Consider the following 17,511-nt stretch of genomic DNA (forward strand, 5'->3'; position numbering starts at 1 on the left):
GATAATTCGGTATGATAAGGACAGCAAAAACGAGAGGAATGATGACTTAATGAAAATGTTACACACTTGCATCCGCGTGCAGCACCTGGATAAATCGATCACATTCTACAAAGAGGCTTTTGATTTCCAAGAGAAAAAGAAGCTGGATTACCCTGAGCACAAGTTTTCGATCGTCTACTTAGGTTTGGAAGGCGATGACTACGAGTTGGAATTGACTTACAATTACGATCATGAACCTTACAACATCGGTGACGGCTATGGCCATATCGCCATCGGAGTGGACGGATTTGAAGCACTCCATGACAAACAGGTAGCTGCCGGATTCAACGTGACCGACTATAAGGGTTTGCCTGATTCTTCCGTAAGATACTACTTCATCACCGATCCGGATGGCTACAAGGTTGAAGTCATCCAGAACAGATAGGCGGACCTATGGAGAAAACGACCAAGTACAAATTGCTTTTCATCGGCGACAGCATCACCGATGTCGGCCGCAACCGCAACAATCCGGATTCGCTGGGAAAAGGCTATGTGGCTCTGATCGCGAAGGCTCTTGCGGACAGAGGCGATTCCGAACACTACCAGCTGATCAACCGCGGCATCAGCGGCAATAGAATTCATGATATAGCGGAAAGATGGCACGGCGATTGCGTTTCGCTCGAGCCTGATGTCGTCACTATGTTGATCGGCATCAATGATACGTGGCATAATGTCGGCGATGAAAAGGTGTTCGCGACCGAACAGGGCGCGGAACAGTTCGAAATGCATTACCGCCATTTGTTGGCCTCCTTGCGGAAAAAATCGGATGCAAGGCTCATTCTGATGGAGCCGTTCGTCTTCCCGTATCCGGAAGACCGCAAGACTTGGCGGGTTGATTTGGATCCGAAACAGGAAATCGTCAAACGCCTTGCCGAAGAATTCGATGCCGATTGGATCGGCCTGGATGCTTATCTGAATGCGATCGGTGCTGTCGAGGGCTATGAAACATTATCAAATGACGGCGTCCATCCGACCAAAAAAGGTCACCGGCTCATCGCCGACGCTTGGCTGAAGCAATTTGACGAAAGCGGTAAAGAATAAGAACTATTGAGCAGTCTGACTGCAACCAAAATAAAAGTCTTGCTTTTTCGATTTCTGCATGATAAGATGTTTTACATGCGATGAGGCGACGAGCAATCAGGTGGGTTCGCCCATTCCGCGCAAGCGGCGAAGTGATTGCAAATCAAACGGGACATACGTGCTTGCACAACCACAGGATGTGGATGTTTGATGGTGACTGCTGTGAACAGTCCCATCCATGGGTTTACCCATGCCGTATCAGAAGAAAGGGTCGGAAAGTTGAACACTTAGGTGTTTACCTTTCCGGCCCTTTCTTTTTGTGCCGTCAGTAATGTGGCCGGTAGCTCCGGCGAAGAGCCGTCTTCTCGGAGGAGCCGGCCATTAGGGGCACCTCAACTCCGATGAGGTTCATTTGGCCGGAGCAGGGAGCACCAAATGAGCGGCAATCCCGATGAGGGGCGCTTCACCGGAGCTGAGGGTATCAAAACCGAGGCATCTCCGGCCAAGCCAAATCCGCCGCAGCCGGCCGTTAAATCCGTAAGGGCTTTATTAGGCGCCACGGCTTCCATGCGGTATAATCTAAGTAGGAAACTTGGTAAAGATTGGAGGCGCCTCAATTGAAAAATCTGAAATTATTGATCCTATCGCTGCTGTCATTCTCACTGGTGGGTTGTTCATTCTTAACGACGGAAGAAACGAGTGTTTCACAACAGGACGCTGCCGGAGTAGACAATGTGACGACGGAAATATCCAAAATGGATGGGCAAGTCGGTTCGGGACTTTTGATCGGTGAAAAGGTAGTCACCACCGTCCATCTCTCCTATGAAACGCTCAAATATGATGATTCCATCGCTTACCTAAAAGAAATCGTCGGAAAATACGGAGCCTATGTGGAATATTCCTACGAATCAAGCGGCGGCGACATATTCTACACGACTTCTCCGTTGACTCAAAACCATCGTCAGGGCACCTACACGATCCGGATTCCGAAAGATTCCGTGTCAGCTTTCTTGGGTGATCTGGAAGGCGGCTTGGGCACAAAAGTCAGCGAGCAGCAAGGCAACGAAGATGTTACGCAATATTACGAGGATACAGCCACCCGCATCAGCGTGCTGCAAAGGAAGGAAGAGCGCTTGTTGGCGCTGCTCGAGCAGGCCGAGACGGTCGAAGAGATCCTTACCATCGAAGACAGTCTCAGTGCGGCCATAGCCGAAAGGGAAGTGCTGCAGTCTCAATTGGACAACATCGATGATTTGATCGACTATACGGCTTTGTATCTGACCGTTTCCGAGCGTTCGCGCATCTCGAACAACCAAGGCGGATCGACGCCATTTTGGGGTCGCGTCAAGGACGCTTTCACCGATTCGCTCTATTCGTTCTACTATTGGCTGCAGGATGCTGCGATCTGGTTCATCTATGCGATGCCGTTCTTCGTAGCCGTTCTGTTAGTGTTGCTGCTGTTGTGGGCAATCAAAAAACTGTTCGGCAAAACGATCTGGGGCAAGCAAAGGGCCGAAAAGCAACTCCAGGAAAGAAAACAGATCGAGGAGCGCCGGAAAGAACGGTTTGAACGGACCCATCCAAGAAAATCCGGAGGAACGACCGTAGTAGCAACGAAATCGAACGTTACCCCGCCTGTAGCGCCAAAAGATGGTGCAACAAATGTGCTGGAAACGCCGGTCGAGAAAAGCGATGCCACAAAGGAAATAAAATCTGAAGACGGCAACAAGGAAGATCCCTTGGAACCATAATTTGAGCAAATACGCGTGAAAAAGAAGAAGCAGCCACCGAATCCGCTGAGATTCGGTGGCTGCTTCTTTGCTTTTCCGGATACTAAATGCTTGACACCGCAAAATGCTACGAATTTTTCAGGACAATCCTTTCGATGACATCTGCTGCCGCTTCAAAGGAATCGGTAGCCCGTTCGAAGCGGTCGTAGATATTCGTCGTAGCCATTGTCGTCAGCGCATCCTTCTGTTCGACAAATAATTTCTTGACCGAACGGGTGTACAAGGAGTCTCCCTGCTTTTCAAGGCGATTGATGGTAATGATAGCTTCTTTGATGATTTTTGATTTCTTGAAATTCTTCAGATCATTGATGGCTTCATCCAGGTTCAACGCGCTCTTTTCGATTATCTCCATAAACTTCAACATTGCCGGCGTGATTTTTTGGATCTGGTAGATATCGATGTGGATGAGCGTGTCTTCGATCGTGTCGATGGTGGTATCCAATTCCCCGGCCAAATCGATGATGTCTTCGCGTTCGAGTGGAGGGAGAAAATCGCTGTATAGGTAACTCATCATCTCGTGCTTCTTTTGATCCGCTGCATGCTCGATCTCATGGAGTTCCTTGAGTCGGGCCTCTAAAGTCTCCAGATTGTAATCAGCCAAAATGCTAGTCATCAATTTGGCTGCGGAAACGGCCATTGCGGAAACTTCGATGAATTCTTGGTAGTAGCTATATTCTTTTGTTTTTTTTCTCATCAGCATAGTTGCAATCTCCTCAGAATATATTCATGAAAATAAGCGCCATCAGGTAACCAACCAAACCGCAGCCCGGGAACGTCAGAACCCAAGCCCAAACCATTTCTTTGACGGTGATCCAATTTACGGAAGACAGCCGTTTAGCTGCGCCGACGCCCATGATGGCAGTCGTTTTGGTATGTGTGGTGCTGACCGGCAAACCCCAGATAGATGAGAGCAAAAGGCACGCTGCAGCACCGACGTCAGCACTGAAGCCTTGATATCCTTCCAGTTTCACCATGTTCATGCCCACCGTTTTGATGATCTTATAACCACCAATCGAGGTACCCAAGGCCATTACCAATGAGCAGAGAATCATCATCCAAAGCGGGATGATGAATTGGGTTGTATCGCTGTTGCCTTGCCCTAGGAAAATTCCCAGCATGAAAATTCCCATGAATTTTTGACCGTCTTGGGCACCGTGCATAAAGGCCATAGCCGCTCCACCAAGCACTTGGCCTTTCTGGAAAAACGGTCCCGTTTTTTGCCGCGCTTTATTCCTGCAGATGGCAGTGGTGAGCTTTGATACGCCAAAACCGAAGCCAAAGCCCAGGATCGTGGAGAGGAACAGACCGTAGATGACTTTGATCCATTCCGCTCCATTTATGGCCCCGAAGCCCCCTTGTAATGCAATCGCAGCCCCAGAGATGCCTGCAATTAGGGCGTGGCTCTCACTGGTTGGGATTCCGAAGTACCAAGCTGCCGTTGCCCAAAGGACGATCGCGAAAAGAGCGGCGCAGAGCGCGATGATGGATTGTTTCGGGTCGTTGCCGAAATCGACCATGTTCGCAATCGTTTGGGCAACTGTGGCGTTGACGGAGGTCATCACGAAGACTCCCAGAAAGTTAAATACGGCGGCCATCAGGATGGCTTTCTGAGGAGCAATGGACCGGGTGGATACACAAGTTGCAATTGCGTTCGGTGCATCGGTCCAGCCGTTCACCAAGATAACACCCAAAGTCAATACCACAATGATCAAGAGGATGGGATTCGTCTGGATGCTGTCGATAAAATCCGAGAATGTGATTGTCATAGTTTGCATTTCCACACTTTCTTGAATAGCGTAAACAATAAATCTAATCGCTTCCTTTATTTTCGATAACTGCCCATGTGGCGGCGGAGGTCAGCGTATTCAATGGTTCCACTATTATATTGTTAGATATTGGACATTATCCATTTTACTCCTAACTGTCCAAAAAAAGAATAGCATTTTGAAAGAAACGAAGCGGAAAGAACTCTGCTGTTTATGTTTTTAAAAAGGCGGTGACGAAATACGTTCCTCCACAGTCACAAGAATATTGAAATTAAATACTTTGCTGTATCCATGAGGCTCCCAATATATGGTAAAATAACAGGATAGGAGGGTGTATTATGGTAAAAAGAAAACTGTATATCATTTCGTTAGATGCATTTGGTGCCAGTGACTTAGAATTTGCCAAGACGCTGCCCCATTTCCAGGAAATATTGAACAGAAGTGCACTTGTCAAAGAGGTGGAATCGGTTTATCCTTCTTTGACCTACGTAGCCCATACTTCGATCGCAACAGGGATGAATCCGAATCGCCACGGAATCATCCACAATACACATCGGCAACCGGAAAGGCAGTCTCCGGACTGGTATTGGTATGCCAAAGAAATAAAGAAGGCGACATTGTTTGATGTCGCAAAGAAGGCTGGTTATACAACCTGCGCTTTGCTTTGGCCAGTGACAGGGAAAAGTCCATCCATCGACTATAACCTCGCGGAAATTTTTCCGAACAGGCCATGGCAAAATCAAGTGATGGTTTCCGCTTTTGCATCCAGCACAAAATATGCGCTGGAGATGAACAAAAAATACAGTTCGTTGCGGAACGGCATTGCCCAACCGGAGTTGGATGAATTTGTCACGGCAATCGCGGTCGACACAATCAAAACGAAACAGCCAGATCTGCTGGCTGTGCATCTGGTCGATTTGGACAGCATGCGTCATCAATACGGCGTCTTGAGCGACCAATCGAAAGAAGCCATCGTCCGGATGGATCGCCATCTCGGCAAAATCATCGACGCGATGAAAGAAACGGACATCTATGAGGAAACCGTGTTGGCTATACTGGGAGATCATTATCAGATCGATACGCATACGGTCATCCGCCCGAACCACCTGTTTATGGACAAAGGGTGGCAGACTTTGGATCGCAAAAAGAACATCAAGGACTGGAAAGTGCTGGCAAAAGCCGCGGATGGTGCTTGTTATATTTACCGTAAAGATGTCAGTATCACCAATAAAATGATATTGGATGCATTGAAAGGGATTGAAGACCGGGTTGAAACTATCCATTCAGCCGCAGAAGCCAGAAAAATGGGAGCGGATGAGAATTGCCTCTTCATTTTGGAAGCGAAGGCGGGTTATTATTTTGAGAGCGACGTGCTGTATCCTTTCATGGAAAGCACCGCCAAAAACCTTCCCGACCGAAGACTGCATAGCGCAACGCACGGTTTCAGCCCGAAAAAGAAAAAATATGCCACGATGCTGATGGTTTCCGGACCCGGAATCGACAAAAACGCTGTTGTCGAAAAGGGCAGGTTGATAGACGAAGGACCGACTTTCCTGCATGCGATCGGACTGAAATTTCCGGAAGCAACGGATGGAAGGGTCATCAATAAAATATTTCTGTAATTAGGGGGATGTAATCACCGCATGATCAAGGTAGTAGGAGCTGTAATAGAAAAAGAGGGCAGCATTTTTTGTGCCAAAAGAGGGCTGGGTAAGGCTTTGGCTGGCCTCTGGGAATTCCCTGGAGGCAAGCTTGAGGACGATGAGGCGGCGGAAGAGGCGCTTGTCCGGGAGATGGAAGAGGAGTTTTCCTGCCGAATCCTGGTCAAAGATAAGCTTCTCACGATCAAGCATCCATATGATTTCGGAACCGTAGAATTGACGACGCTTCTCTGTGAATTGTACGAGGGCGAACCGCGATTGTCGGAGCATATGGAAATGCGTTGGGTGAAGATTTCAGAATTGCCCGAGTTGGACTGGGCGCCGGCAGATGTGCCTACGGTGGAGTTGCTGCTTCAACGATTGTAAATAGCAAGTAAAAATAATCCTGAATTGTAAAGATTATGCCACAATCTTTGCAAATCAGATTTTTTTTACTATGTATATGTAAGCGTCAACATTTTCAATATGGTGGAATGCGTAGATTGTGAAATAGATAACTAATCCTGTCTGAGTGTTTTCATATTCTTATTTGTAAGTTAAACTTGAAAAACGTTGTAACGATAAGCTTATTCGGATTATCTCTAATCACTTTCTAATTGAATGCTCATTTTTGTGATTCGGTTGGATCCTATATAGTGATATTCGTGTCTTTTATTTCCAAAGCGTTTACAATGTTGAATTTATGTAAAAAAGCCACGATGGATGATAGCTTATTACTACTAGTAAGAAAAACACCGTTCAATATATTTATCATGATTTATGGCAAAATCATCTTTAAAATGGTATTATGGATATATATTAATGAAAGGGCCTGGAATGATTAAATATATCATTATTGGATCGTTTTGTTACAGCAATATAATTGTAAGGAGAGTGTCTGGATGAGTGCAAAAATGAACATACTTAAAGAGTTGGAAAAAGAGATGTATTTGTTCAACATCGGGGAACATCTTGAAAGCTACCGCTTATTTGGAAGTAAACAACGGACCGAAAACGGGATTGAAGGATGGCGTTTCACAGTCTGGGCGCCCCATGCAAAAAATGTTTCATTGGTCGGGGATTTTACTGAGTGGAAACCCGTAGAAATGCAAAAAATCGGCAAAACCGGAGGCTGGTCGCTCTTTACCGTGGATGCAGCACAAGGGGACTGTTACAAGTATTATATCGAGGACAAAAACGGCAAAAAGAAATACAAAATCGATCCTTATTCTTTCGCGTACGAAATTCCGCCAAAAGACGCCTCTGTCGTGTTTGATATGCCCGAGAAAAAATGGAAAGACGGCAGATGGGCCGCAAACAAAAAAAGAAAGTCCATCTACCAAAAACCGCTTAACATTTATGAAGTGCATTTCAGTTCCTGGAAAAAACATGAGGATGGCAGCTGGTATTCCTTTAAGGATCTTGCTGAAACGTTGATTCCATATGTGAAGGAAATGGGCTACACGCACATCGAATTCATGCCATTGATGGAACATCCGTTGGAAGCTTCTTGGGGCTATCAAATCACCGGGTACTTCGCGGTGGCTGCCCGTTACGGCAATTTGATTGAATTGCGGGATTTTGTGGAAGAAGCGCATAAAGAAGGGGTCGGGGTCATTATGGACTGGGTTCCCGGACATTTCTGCAAAAATGATTATGCGTTAGCCAATTTTGACGGCACACCGACCTTTGAATACGCCGATCCGAATCGCGCCATCAACAATCGTTGGGGCACATTGAATTTTGACTTGGGCAAGGCGCAAGTGCACAGTTTCCTGATTTCGAACGCAATTTTCTGGCTGCAAGAGTTCCATTTTGACGGAATCCGTGTCGATGCCGTTTCGAATATGCTGTATCTTGATTATGATGAAGGTCCTTGGACACCGAACGAAGATGGCAGCAATCATAACAGACAAGGGATCGAATTCCTGAAGAAGATGAACACGAAAATTTTTGAGCGCCAGCCGGATACTTACATGATCGCGGAAGAAAGCACTGCCTGGGCGAACGTCACGAAACCGATCGAGATGGGCGGCTTGGGCTTCAACTATAAATGGAACATGGGCTGGATGAATGATACCTTGCGTTTCTTCGAAATGGATCCGTTGTTCCGAAAAGACAATTTCAACCTGATCACCTTCTCATTTATGTATGCTTTCAATGAAAACTTTATTTTGCCGATATCCCATGATGAAGTGGTCCACGGGAAACAGTCCCTTTTGGCCAAAATGCCGGGTGACCGTTATAAGCAGTTCGCGGGCTTACGGACGCTGCAAGCCTACATGATGGCTCATCCTGGTAAAAAATTGAACTTCATGGGCAACGAAATCGGACAATTCCTGGAATGGCGCTTCTACGATCAAATCGAATGGGGTGTCCTGAACAACGAATTCAATCCGGAGTTCCAACATTACATCAAAACGTTGAATCATCTTTACAAAGATACGAAAGCTTTGCATGAGGTCGATGATGCAAATACCGGTTTAGAGATTCTGGACGCTGACAATAGCTTGGAGTCAGTCCTTTCCTTCATTAGAACAGGTGAGAAACCCCGCGATTTCCTGATTGTCGTGTGCAACTTCACGCCTGTCGAGCGACGCAATTTCCGGGTGGGCGTACCATACGAAGGCCACTACGAAGTATTGTTGAATACGGAAATGCAGGAATTCGGCGGTACTTGGACGGAAAATCTTCCTGAAATGATCACTAGCCTCGATGGCATGAATCGCCAACCTTTCTCGATCGAGTTTACTTTACCCGCATTAGGAGTTTTGTTCATCAAACCAAAACGTGTTTTTGGTGTTAATAAATAGATCTACAGATAGTTATGATGAGAAGGAGGGGAAAGGAAGAGGCATTCTTCCTGATACTATGAAAAATCAAATGGTAGCAATGATATTAGCCGGAGGGCAAGGCACTCGGCTTGGGAAATTGACGCGCGAAACAGCCAAACCGGCCGTTCCGTTCGGCGGAAAATATCGAATAATCGATTTTGCTTTAAGTAACTGCGCTAACTCAGGCATCAATAAAGTCGGGGTAGTTACACAGTATCAACCTTTAGAATTGAATGAACACATCGGCAACGGTGAATCATGGGGACTGAACGGCGGAGATGGTGGAGCGACTATTCTGCAGCCGTATTCGAGCGCAGATGGCGAAAAGTGGTTCAAGGGGACCTCGCATGCGATCTACCAGAACATCGCTTATATCGACAGATACAACCCGGAATATGTTTTGGTACTGTCCGGTGACCATATCTACAAGATGGACTACTCCAACATGTTGGAGTAGTCCATATTGCGCACAATGCCAGTTTGACAGTCGGTGTTATCCCTGTTCCGATGGAAGAAGCACCGCGCTTCGGGATCATGAATACGGATCAAACAAACCGCATCATTGAATTCGATGAAAAACCGAAAGTACCGAAAAGCAATCTGGCATCTATGGGGATCTACATTTTCAATTGGCAAGTGCTTCGTAAATATTTGGTTGAGGATCAAGCAAAACAGCGCGAAATGGAAGATTTCGGCAAAAACGTCATCCCGACCTATCTTGAAAATGGCGAAAACTGTTTTGCTTATGCGTTTGATGGATATTGGAAAGATGTCGGTACCATCGAAAGCCTTTGGGAAGCGAACATGGAATTCCTGGATCCAGAACATATCCTGAACATCAGGGATGAAGAATGGCGCATTTATTCCAAAAATCCGGTGTCCCCTCCGCAGTTCTTGACAGAGACATCCAATGTGACGGATTCCATGATCGTTGATGGTTGTTATGTGGCTGGTGAAATCACTCATTCGATCCTTTCCCAGAATGTTCGGGTCGGCAACGGTTCAGTCGTACGCGATAGTTTGATCATGGCGAACGTAACAATCGGAGAGAATGTCACAATCGAGCATGCCATCATTGGAGAAAATGCAAAAATTGCCGACAATGCGAATGTCATCGGCAAGAACGGTGAAATCGAAGTTGTCGGATATGCTGAAGTTATAGGAGGACTGAAAGATGAAGATGAATAGTATTAGTGCCATATTAAACCTGACCGAGGACGAGACAGCGTTGAAACCGTTGACGAAAGTCCGCCCAATCGCTTCCTTGCCATTTGCGAGTCGTTACCGCTTGATCGACTTCAATCTTTCAAGCATCAGCCATGCTGGAATCAAATCAGTTGGTATGTTCATCGCCGGAAGCGGTCGCTCTATTTATGATCATATCCGCAGCGGATCCGTTTGGAATCTTGAATCCGGCTTGAGTGGCGGAATCTTCACTTATTCCCAACAGTTGCTGAAAGCGGTCCAGGAACATAATGGCGACGCCATGGATTTCTACATGAACCATAAAGAATTCATCACACGATCCCAAGGAGAATATGTCATCGTCATGGGCAGCAAAATCTTGGCGAATGTCGACATCAAAGCGATCATGCAACATCATTTGGCAAAGGATGGTGACATCACGGTAGTCTACAAGACCGTGCCTAAATCCTTCGTTGAAAACAGACCGCATGAAAAAGTACTGAAAATCGATCGTGATGAATATTTGCTGCATCTGACCGACGTGCAGGATGCACCTTCCGATAGCGAGCGCCTTGCGATGAGCATGAACATGTACTTCATGAGAGCGGACAAGATGTTGGAATTGATCCAGCGCGCCGAATTGGAAAACGTGCAACTCGATTCGGACAAACTGATTGAAAAATACTTGCCTGAATACCAAGTCAATACTTACGAGTATACCGGCTATATGGCGAACATCGATTCAATCGATGCCTACTTCGCCGCAAGTATGGAAATGCTGGAAAAGAATAAGTTTTCAGCTTTGTTCCATGGCAGCCAACACGTTATCACGAAAGTGAAGAACGGAGCACCGACCTATTATGCCAAAGGGGCTCATGTGAAAAATGCCCAGTTCGCTACTGGTTGTGTCATTGAAGGAACAGTCGAAGACTCCGTGATTCATCGTAAAGTCAACATCGCTAAGGATGCCGAAGTACGCAACTCCATCATCATGCAGGGTGCACAGATCGGTGAAGGCGCAATCCTCGAATATTGTATCCTGGATAAAAATGTGACTGTCGGTCCTGGCGTGATATTGAAAGGCACAAGAGATAACCTTGTTGTGCTCGAAAAAAATAAAACACTCACAGTATAGAAAGAAGGATGCGCACGATGAAAATTTTATTTGCCGCAAGTGAGGCCGCTCCTTTCTTTAAAACAGGTGGCCTCGGCGATGTCGCGTACGCATTGCCGAAGGAGTTAGTAAAACAAGGCGTGGATATCAGGGTTGTACTTCCCTATTACTCGACCATGCCCGCAAAATACAAAGAAGACATCAAAGAATTGCTGCATTTCCGCGTGCAGGTCGGTTGGAAAAGCATGTACTGCGGTTTGAAAACATTGGAATTGGAAGGCGTGACGTACTATTTCATCGATAATCAAGCCTATTTCAATCGCCCATCCCTGTACGGTCAAATGGATGATGCCGAAAGATTCGGCTTCTTCTCCTTGGCAATCTGCGAAATGATGGAAAAAATCGATTTTATCCCGGATGTCGTCCATGTGAATGATTGGCATACGGCTATGGTTCCGGTTCTTCTTGTGGATAAATACCATTGGGTCGAAGCGTATCAAGGCATCCGCAAAGTCATCACGATCCACAATATCCGTTTCCAAGGCGTCTACGATCCTTCCGTTCTGACAAGTGTTTTCGGAACCGGCATGAACATCTATCATGAAGCCGGCGTGAAGTATTATGATAACGTCAATTTCATGAAAGGCGGCATCAATTTCTCTGATGTCGTCACGACGGTCAGCCCATCCTATGCGAATGAAATCCAGACACAGGAATTCGGAGAAGGCTTGGAAGGAACGTTAGGATACAACAGTTGGAAAATCAGAGGCATCATCAACGGAATCGATTACGATGTCAATGATCCGGAAACCGATCCGAAACTGGAATTCCATTTCTCTGCCGACGATTTGACCGGTAAAGCGGCAAATAAAGCGGCCCTTCAGGAGCGGTTGGGATTGGAAGTGAATCCTGACATCCCATTGATCACGAGCGTTGGACGCTTGACTGATCAAAAAGGGTACCAGCTTGTGCAGGAAAAAACCGAGGAATTATTGAATGCCCGTGATGTGCAGATTGCTATCCTCGGTACCGGCGAAGCGGAATACGAGAACTCCTTCCGTTACTTTGCCGCAAAATACCCTGATCGCTTTGCGGCGGTCATCGATTTTGACATCACCTTGGCGCAGCAGATGTACGCAGGTGCGGATATGTTCCTGATGCCTTCCGCATTCGAACCGTGTGGCTTGTCGCAAATGATTTCCTTGCGCTACGGCACTTTGCCGATTGTGCACGAGACAGGCGGCTTGAAAGATACAGTGGTTCCTTATAATTCCTATACAGGTGAAGGCACCGGCTTCACTTTCATTGATTTCAGTGGCTATGCACTGCTCGGAACTATCTATCGTGCTTTGGATGTATACGAAAACCAACCGAAAGCCTGGGCGGAAATGGTCCGCGAAGCAATGAGCAGCGATTTCAGCTGGAAAGAACCCGCCAAGGATTATCTGGACGTCTATCAGTCATTAGTCAACGAATAAGAGGAGTTGGAAGCATATATGGCATTTGACGTTCAAGAGTTCAAAAAAGAATATCAAAAGAAATTTGAGGAATTATTCGCTTACGGTTATGAGGCTGGTTCGAAAACGGAACAGTACATTGCTTTGGGGGACTTGGTCCGCGGGCTCTACTCCGAGGATTGGATTCAAACAATCATGGAGTACAACAAGAAAAAGGAAAAGCAAGTCTATTACTTTTCGATGGAGTTCTTGCCCGGAAGGATGCTGAAAAGCAATCTCCTGAATATGGGTATACTGGACTGCGTCAAACAAGGCATGGATGAACTTGGACTGGACTTGGATGAAGTGGCGCGTGCTGAAGTCGATCCGGCTTTAGGGAACGGTGGACTAGGTAGACTGGCTTCCTGCTTTATGGATTCTATCGCCTCGACCGGCCTTGCCGGAAATGGTAACGGAATCCGCTATCGTTATGGTCTTTTTAAACAAAAATTCATCAACGGCTATCAGATTGAATTGCCCGAGAATTGGCTCCGCAACAGGAACGTATGGGAAGTCAGAAAAGAGAACAAAGCCGTCATCGTCCGTTTCGGCGGAGATGTCAGCTTTACGCAGGAGGACGGGGACAGCAGATTGCGTGTGCGTCACGAAAATACCCGTGATATCCTTGCGGTTCCTTACGATACTGCCCAAGTCGGCTACAATAACGGCGTCGTAAATAATCTGCGGCTTTGGTCGGCGGAAATTCCTTACGGGGATGAGGCACGGTTTTCTACAGAAGAACAACGCGAAGAAGTCAAACGCATCACCGAAGTATTGTATCCGGATGATTCCAATTACGAAGGACGTCTCTTGCGCGTCCAGCAGGAATACTTTTTCTCCTCTGCCGGCATCCAAAGCATCGTCCGCTATTTCAAACGACTGAAACTGGACTGGAGCCTTTTCCCTGATAAAATCGCCATCCACATCAATGATACGCACCCAACTTTGGCAATCCCTGAATTGATGCGGATCCTGATGGATGAGGAAGGGTTGACTTGGGACCAAGCATGGGAAATCACGAAGAAAACAGTCAGCTATACCAACCATACGATTCTTCAGGAAGCAATGGAGCGTTGGCCAGAAACGATGATTGCGGATCTGTTGCCGCGTATCTACCAAATCATCCAGGAAATCAACCGTCGCCATATCGACAAAAAAACGCCTTTATATGGGGAAGAATTATCCCAGCGCACTGCCATCATTGCCAATGGTCAGATTAAGATGGCCAATCTTGCCATCATCGGCAGCCATAGCGTCAATGGCGTCGCTAGATTGCATACGGATATCCTGATGGCTGATACTCTGAATGACTTCTACGTGATGTATCCGCAAAAATTCAACAACAAAACGAACGGGATCACGCAACGACGTTGGGTCCAGATTGCAAACGAAAATCTGACCGCGATGCTTGATGAAACGATCGGTACGGAGTGGAAAAGCAATCCGGAAGAAATAAAAATCCTGAAGGCGCACCGCGACAATAAAAATGTCCTGGATAAGCTGGAACAAGTCAAGCTGTCCAACAAAGAACGTTTTGCGGCATATGCGAAAAACGAGATGGGCATCGAAATCGATCCGACTGCATTGTTCGATGTGCAGATCAAACGATTGCATGCCTACAAACGCCAATTGTTGAACGTTCTGCACATCTTGGACAGATATCTGCAATTAAAGGATAATCCCAATGCTAACCTTCAGAAGCGCGTCTTCATTTTCGGCGCTAAGGCTGCGCCTAGCTATTATTACGCAAAACAAATCATCAAATTGATCAATTCGATTGCTTATCTGATCAACAATGACCCTTCCATCAATGACAAAATCAAGATTGTTTTCGTTGAGAACTACGGCGTTTCGTTGGCTGAGCTGATCATCCCGGCTGCCGATATCAGCGAACAGATTTCTCTTGCCGGCAAGGAAGCTTCCGGTACCAGCAACATGAAGCTGATGTCGAATGGTGCCATCACGATGGCCACATTGGACGGTGCCAATGTTGAAATCCGGGATAATGTCGGTGAAGACAATATCTTCATCTTTGGCCTGAAGAGTGATGAAGTCCAAGAGTACTATCGCAATGGCGTATACAATTCAAGAGATATCTACGACAAGAATCCGCGTTTGAAACGTATCCTGAATCTGCTTATTGATGGCACGATTCCAGGTGTCGAGACAGAAGGCCGGGATATCTTCGATTCGTTGGTCATGTACAACGATGAGTATTTCCTGCTGAAGGACTTTGACGGATACCTGCAAGCGCAATATGAGGCGGATGCGGCCTTTTCTGACAGAGATAGATGGAACCGCATGGCACTGATGAATATCGCAAGCTCAGGTCCGTTTTCATCGGATTACACGATTCTGCGTTACGCGGATGAAATCTGGAAGATCAAACCACAGTCCTGATCAAAAGGTAACGAAACGCAAGCAAGGGCTGCCTCATTTTAGAGGCAGCCCTTGCTTGCGTTTAGCGGTGTAATTCCCCGCCAAAGTGGCTTTGGAGGGGAATATTGTGTTATCCACGGACATTTTACCCCGTCAAATAGGTTTTGGCGGGGGATCTCGTGTTGCCCTTGGACATTTTTCCCCGCCAAATAGATTTTGACGGGGAATCTCTGAGCATAAATTCAATTCCCGACAAAAAAAGCCCTGATTAGGGGCGGCGGTGTGGCATTAACGATCCGTTATGTATCGGTTTCGCGTTTGAAGTAGAATTCTTGCTCCTCCGCTTCATCGTAGATGGTCAGCGTAGGGGAAGTATCTTTTTTCAGAATCAGATAATAGCCGAAGTGGTCGCGGAAGACCAGTTCGTTGGGTTTGGCTTCTTCAAGGGTTGCTTTTAATTTTTTGTTGTTCAGGAGAATCTCCAGATTATCAGTAATTTCAACCTTCAAGGACTGTGCGTCGTTTTTCCATGTGCCGATGTAAGGGGTATAAGATGTTGATTGGCTCTTACCGGCATTGCGATTTGACTTGAACAAAGCAGAGCTGATGCTTGCGATTACAGATAACCCGACTACGATCCTCCAAGGATTACTTTTTTTCACTGATTTGAAACCTCCCACACTAAGTTAACTCATAGTATATTCTTTTTTTTGTAAATGGCCATAGCATTAACAATACAAATATGTTACAAATGATGTAAAGTTTGAAAAGGTAATTGCCATAGCCGTGATATGATGATATTCTAAAGCATAAATGAAAAAACAATTACAAAATTAAAAAAAGATTAAAGAAATCAAGTGAGGAAGTGTTCGGTTTGAAGGTTATTAAATTTGGCGGGAGTTCCCTTGCGAATGGGACTCAATTGAAAAAAGTATTGCAGATTGTGAAAGATGACGCAGACAGAAGAATTGTGGTCGTTTCAGCACCCGGAAAGCGCAATGACTCGGACGAGAAAGTTACGGATCTGCTTATCAAGTTGGCCGATGAGGTACAAAATAAAGAAGATCACCAAAAAACGCTGAAGGCGATCCTGAAAAGATATCAAGATATCGTAGATGAATTGGAGATCGATCCGAGTGTCATGGCCATCATTTCCAAAAACTATGATGAATTGATCCAGACGAAATTCTACAATGAATTGTATGCGTCGGATGCTTACAAAGCAAGTGGTGAAAACAACAGCGCCATTCTTGTGGCAGCATTTTTCAATAAAGAGGGTATCCCTGCCAGATACGTCAACCCGAAGGATGCCGGCCTTTTGGTCACCGACAACCCAGGAAACGCACGTGTATTATCCGAATCATACAAGAATCTTTATGCATTGCGGGATTCGAAAGAAGTCATCGTGTTCCCGGGATTCTTCGGTTACACAAAAGAAGGACAATTGTTGACCTTCTCAAGAGGGGGATCGGACATCTCCGGCGCAATCGTCGCGAACGGCGTCAAAGCCAGCCTGTATGAAAACTTCACGGACGTGGACGCCATCTATGTGGCGAACCCTAAAATGGTCAAACATCCGAAAAAAATCAAGCAATTGACCTATCGTGAAATGCGTGAATTATCCTACAGCGGATTTTCTGTCTTCCATGATGAAGCGTTGCAGCCGGCCTTCAGCGCGGGCATTCCGGTAGTCGTCAAAAACACCAACAATCCGTCTGCTCCAGGTACCAGCATCACAAGGACGAAGCCTGAAAACAAACAGATCGTTTCCGGTATCGCGAGTTCGACCGGCTTCATGAGCATCTATATCGGCAAATACCTGATGAACCGCGAAGTCGGTTTCGGACGCAGAGTGCTGCAGATTTTCGAAGATTTCAACCTGAACTTCGAACACATGCCGTCCGGTATCGACGATTTGTCGATCATCCTGCGCGCCAATCAGATGACGATGCAACAGGAACAAGAGTTGTTGTACCGCTTAAAGAATGAACTGGAAGCGGACGATGTAAATGTCAAAGGCGGCATCTGCTTATTGATGATCGTCGGCGAAGGCATGGTCAATTCCGTCGGGACAGTAGCGAAAGCCTGTACCGCTCTAGCTGAAGCGGACATCAACCTGGAAATGATCAACCAAGGTTCATCAGAAGTCAGCATTATGTTCGGGATCGACGAAAAGGACGAAGCCAGAGCAGTCAAAGTGCTGTATGATGCATTTTTCCCGGCTAAAAAAGACTAAATCAATAGGATG

General features: G+C 46.3%; 13 protein-coding genes and 1 pseudogene. 11 read left to right on the top strand and 3 right to left on the bottom strand.

Annotated elements, in window-relative coordinates; genetic code table 11:
• Positions 1-49: 49 nt before the first annotated feature.
• The 3 genes from gloA to C8U37_RS04550 all read left to right on the top strand — a co-directional run bounded on the left by gloA (position 50) and on the right by C8U37_RS04550 (position 2,810).
• Positions 50-424, top strand: coding sequence for a lactoylglutathione lyase (gloA, locus tag C8U37_RS04535; protein ID WP_108032084.1), 375 nt, complete (start codon positions 50-52; stop codon positions 422-424).
• An 8-nt stretch (positions 425-432) separates the two neighbouring features.
• Complete coding sequence (locus tag C8U37_RS04540; RefSeq protein WP_108032085.1) at positions 433-1,080, top strand: SGNH/GDSL hydrolase family protein; 648 nt, start codon at positions 433-435, stop codon at positions 1,078-1,080.
• Positions 1,081-1,676: 596 nt separating this feature from the next.
• Positions 1,677-2,810 carry a DUF4349 domain-containing protein gene (locus C8U37_RS04550; RefSeq protein WP_108032087.1) on the top strand — a complete coding sequence of 378 codons (1,134 nt, stop codon included), beginning with the start codon at positions 1,677-1,679 and terminating at the stop codon, positions 2,808-2,810.
• 106 nt (positions 2,811-2,916) lie between these two features.
• Here C8U37_RS04550 and C8U37_RS04555 read toward each other — a convergent pair whose 3' ends face one another.
• A complete protein-coding gene (locus C8U37_RS04555) occupies positions 2,917-3,549 on the bottom strand; it encodes a DUF47 domain-containing protein (RefSeq protein ID WP_108032088.1) in 633 nt (210 codons plus the stop codon).
• A 13-nt stretch (positions 3,550-3,562) separates the two neighbouring features.
• Positions 3,563-4,615 (bottom strand): inorganic phosphate transporter, encoded by a 1,053-nt coding sequence (locus C8U37_RS04560; RefSeq protein WP_086987696.1) that lies wholly within the window; start codon positions 4,613-4,615, stop codon positions 3,563-3,565.
• Positions 4,616-4,953: 338 nt separating this feature from the next.
• Here C8U37_RS04560 and C8U37_RS04565 point away from each other — a divergent pair, with 338 nt between their 5' ends.
• The 7 genes and pseudogenes from C8U37_RS04565 (at position 4,954) to C8U37_RS04595 (ending at position 15,284) form a co-directional block, all read left to right on the top strand.
• On the top strand, positions 4,954-6,237 hold the full coding sequence (locus C8U37_RS04565; RefSeq protein WP_108032089.1) for an alkaline phosphatase family protein: 1,284 nt from the start codon (positions 4,954-4,956) through the stop codon (positions 6,235-6,237).
• A gap of 21 nt (positions 6,238-6,258) precedes the next feature.
• Positions 6,259-6,642 (top strand): (deoxy)nucleoside triphosphate pyrophosphohydrolase, encoded by a 384-nt coding sequence (locus C8U37_RS04570; protein WP_108032090.1) that lies wholly within the window; start codon positions 6,259-6,261, stop codon positions 6,640-6,642.
• 515 nt (positions 6,643-7,157) lie between these two features.
• The gene (glgB, locus tag C8U37_RS04575; RefSeq protein WP_245879758.1) at positions 7,158-9,068 is read left to right on the top strand and encodes a 1,4-alpha-glucan branching protein GlgB; all 1,911 of its coding nucleotides are present in this window, start codon (positions 7,158-7,160) and stop codon (positions 9,066-9,068) included.
• Between the two features lie 58 nt (positions 9,069-9,126).
• Positions 9,127-10,277, top strand: a pseudogene (locus tag C8U37_RS04580) (glucose-1-phosphate adenylyltransferase).
• Complete coding sequence (gene glgD / locus C8U37_RS04585; RefSeq protein ID WP_108032091.1) at positions 10,264-11,409, top strand: glucose-1-phosphate adenylyltransferase subunit GlgD; 1,146 nt, start codon at positions 10,264-10,266, stop codon at positions 11,407-11,409. Before C8U37_RS04580 ends, glgD begins: the two are co-directional and overlap by 14 nt.
• Positions 11,410-11,426: 17 nt before the next feature.
• On the top strand, positions 11,427-12,866 hold the full coding sequence (gene glgA, locus C8U37_RS04590) for a glycogen synthase GlgA (protein WP_108032092.1): 1,440 nt from the start codon (positions 11,427-11,429) through the stop codon (positions 12,864-12,866).
• A gap of 18 nt (positions 12,867-12,884) precedes the next feature.
• Positions 12,885-15,284 carry a glycogen/starch/alpha-glucan phosphorylase gene (locus tag C8U37_RS04595; RefSeq protein WP_108032093.1) on the top strand — a complete coding sequence of 800 codons (2,400 nt, stop codon included), beginning with the start codon at positions 12,885-12,887 and terminating at the stop codon, positions 15,282-15,284.
• A 278-nt stretch (positions 15,285-15,562) separates the two neighbouring features.
• Here the strand turns inward: C8U37_RS04595 and C8U37_RS04600 are convergent, their stop codons facing one another.
• A complete protein-coding gene (locus tag C8U37_RS04600) occupies positions 15,563-15,925 on the bottom strand; it encodes a DUF4828 domain-containing protein (protein WP_170100191.1) in 363 nt (120 codons plus the stop codon).
• Between the two features lie 212 nt (positions 15,926-16,137).
• Between C8U37_RS04600 and C8U37_RS04605 the strand changes: the two genes are divergently transcribed.
• Positions 16,138-17,499 (top strand): aspartate kinase, encoded by a 1,362-nt coding sequence (locus C8U37_RS04605; protein WP_108032095.1) that lies wholly within the window; start codon positions 16,138-16,140, stop codon positions 17,497-17,499.
• The last annotated feature ends 12 nt before the right edge of the window (positions 17,500-17,511 follow it).

It is taken from the genome of Trichococcus patagoniensis (assembly GCF_003051085.1).
GTDB classification, from domain to species: Bacteria; Bacillota; Bacilli; order Lactobacillales; family Aerococcaceae; genus Trichococcus; species Trichococcus patagoniensis.

Coding starts and splice junctions, on each gene's coding strand:
- gloA (WP_108032084.1), top strand. CDS start 50: ATGAAAATGTTACACACTTGCATCCGCGTGCAGCACCTGGATAAATCG.
- glgB (WP_245879758.1), top strand. CDS start 7,158: ATGAGTGCAAAAATGAACATACTTAAAGAGTTGGAAAAAGAGATGTAT.
- C8U37_RS04595 (WP_108032093.1), top strand. CDS start 12,885: ATGGCATTTGACGTTCAAGAGTTCAAAAAAGAATATCAAAAGAAATTT.
- C8U37_RS04540 (WP_108032085.1), top strand. CDS start 433: ATGGAGAAAACGACCAAGTACAAATTGCTTTTCATCGGCGACAGCATC.
- C8U37_RS04570 (WP_108032090.1), top strand. CDS start 6,259: ATGATCAAGGTAGTAGGAGCTGTAATAGAAAAAGAGGGCAGCATTTTT.
- C8U37_RS04560 (WP_086987696.1), bottom strand. CDS start 4,615: ATGACAATCACATTCTCGGATTTTATCGACAGCATCCAGACGAATCCC.
- glgA (WP_108032092.1), top strand. CDS start 11,427: ATGAAAATTTTATTTGCCGCAAGTGAGGCCGCTCCTTTCTTTAAAACA.
- C8U37_RS04565 (WP_108032089.1), top strand. CDS start 4,954: ATGGTAAAAAGAAAACTGTATATCATTTCGTTAGATGCATTTGGTGCC.
- glgD (WP_108032091.1), top strand. CDS start 10,264: ATGAAGATGAATAGTATTAGTGCCATATTAAACCTGACCGAGGACGAG.
- C8U37_RS04555 (WP_108032088.1), bottom strand. CDS start 3,549: ATGCTGATGAGAAAAAAAACAAAAGAATATAGCTACTACCAAGAATTC.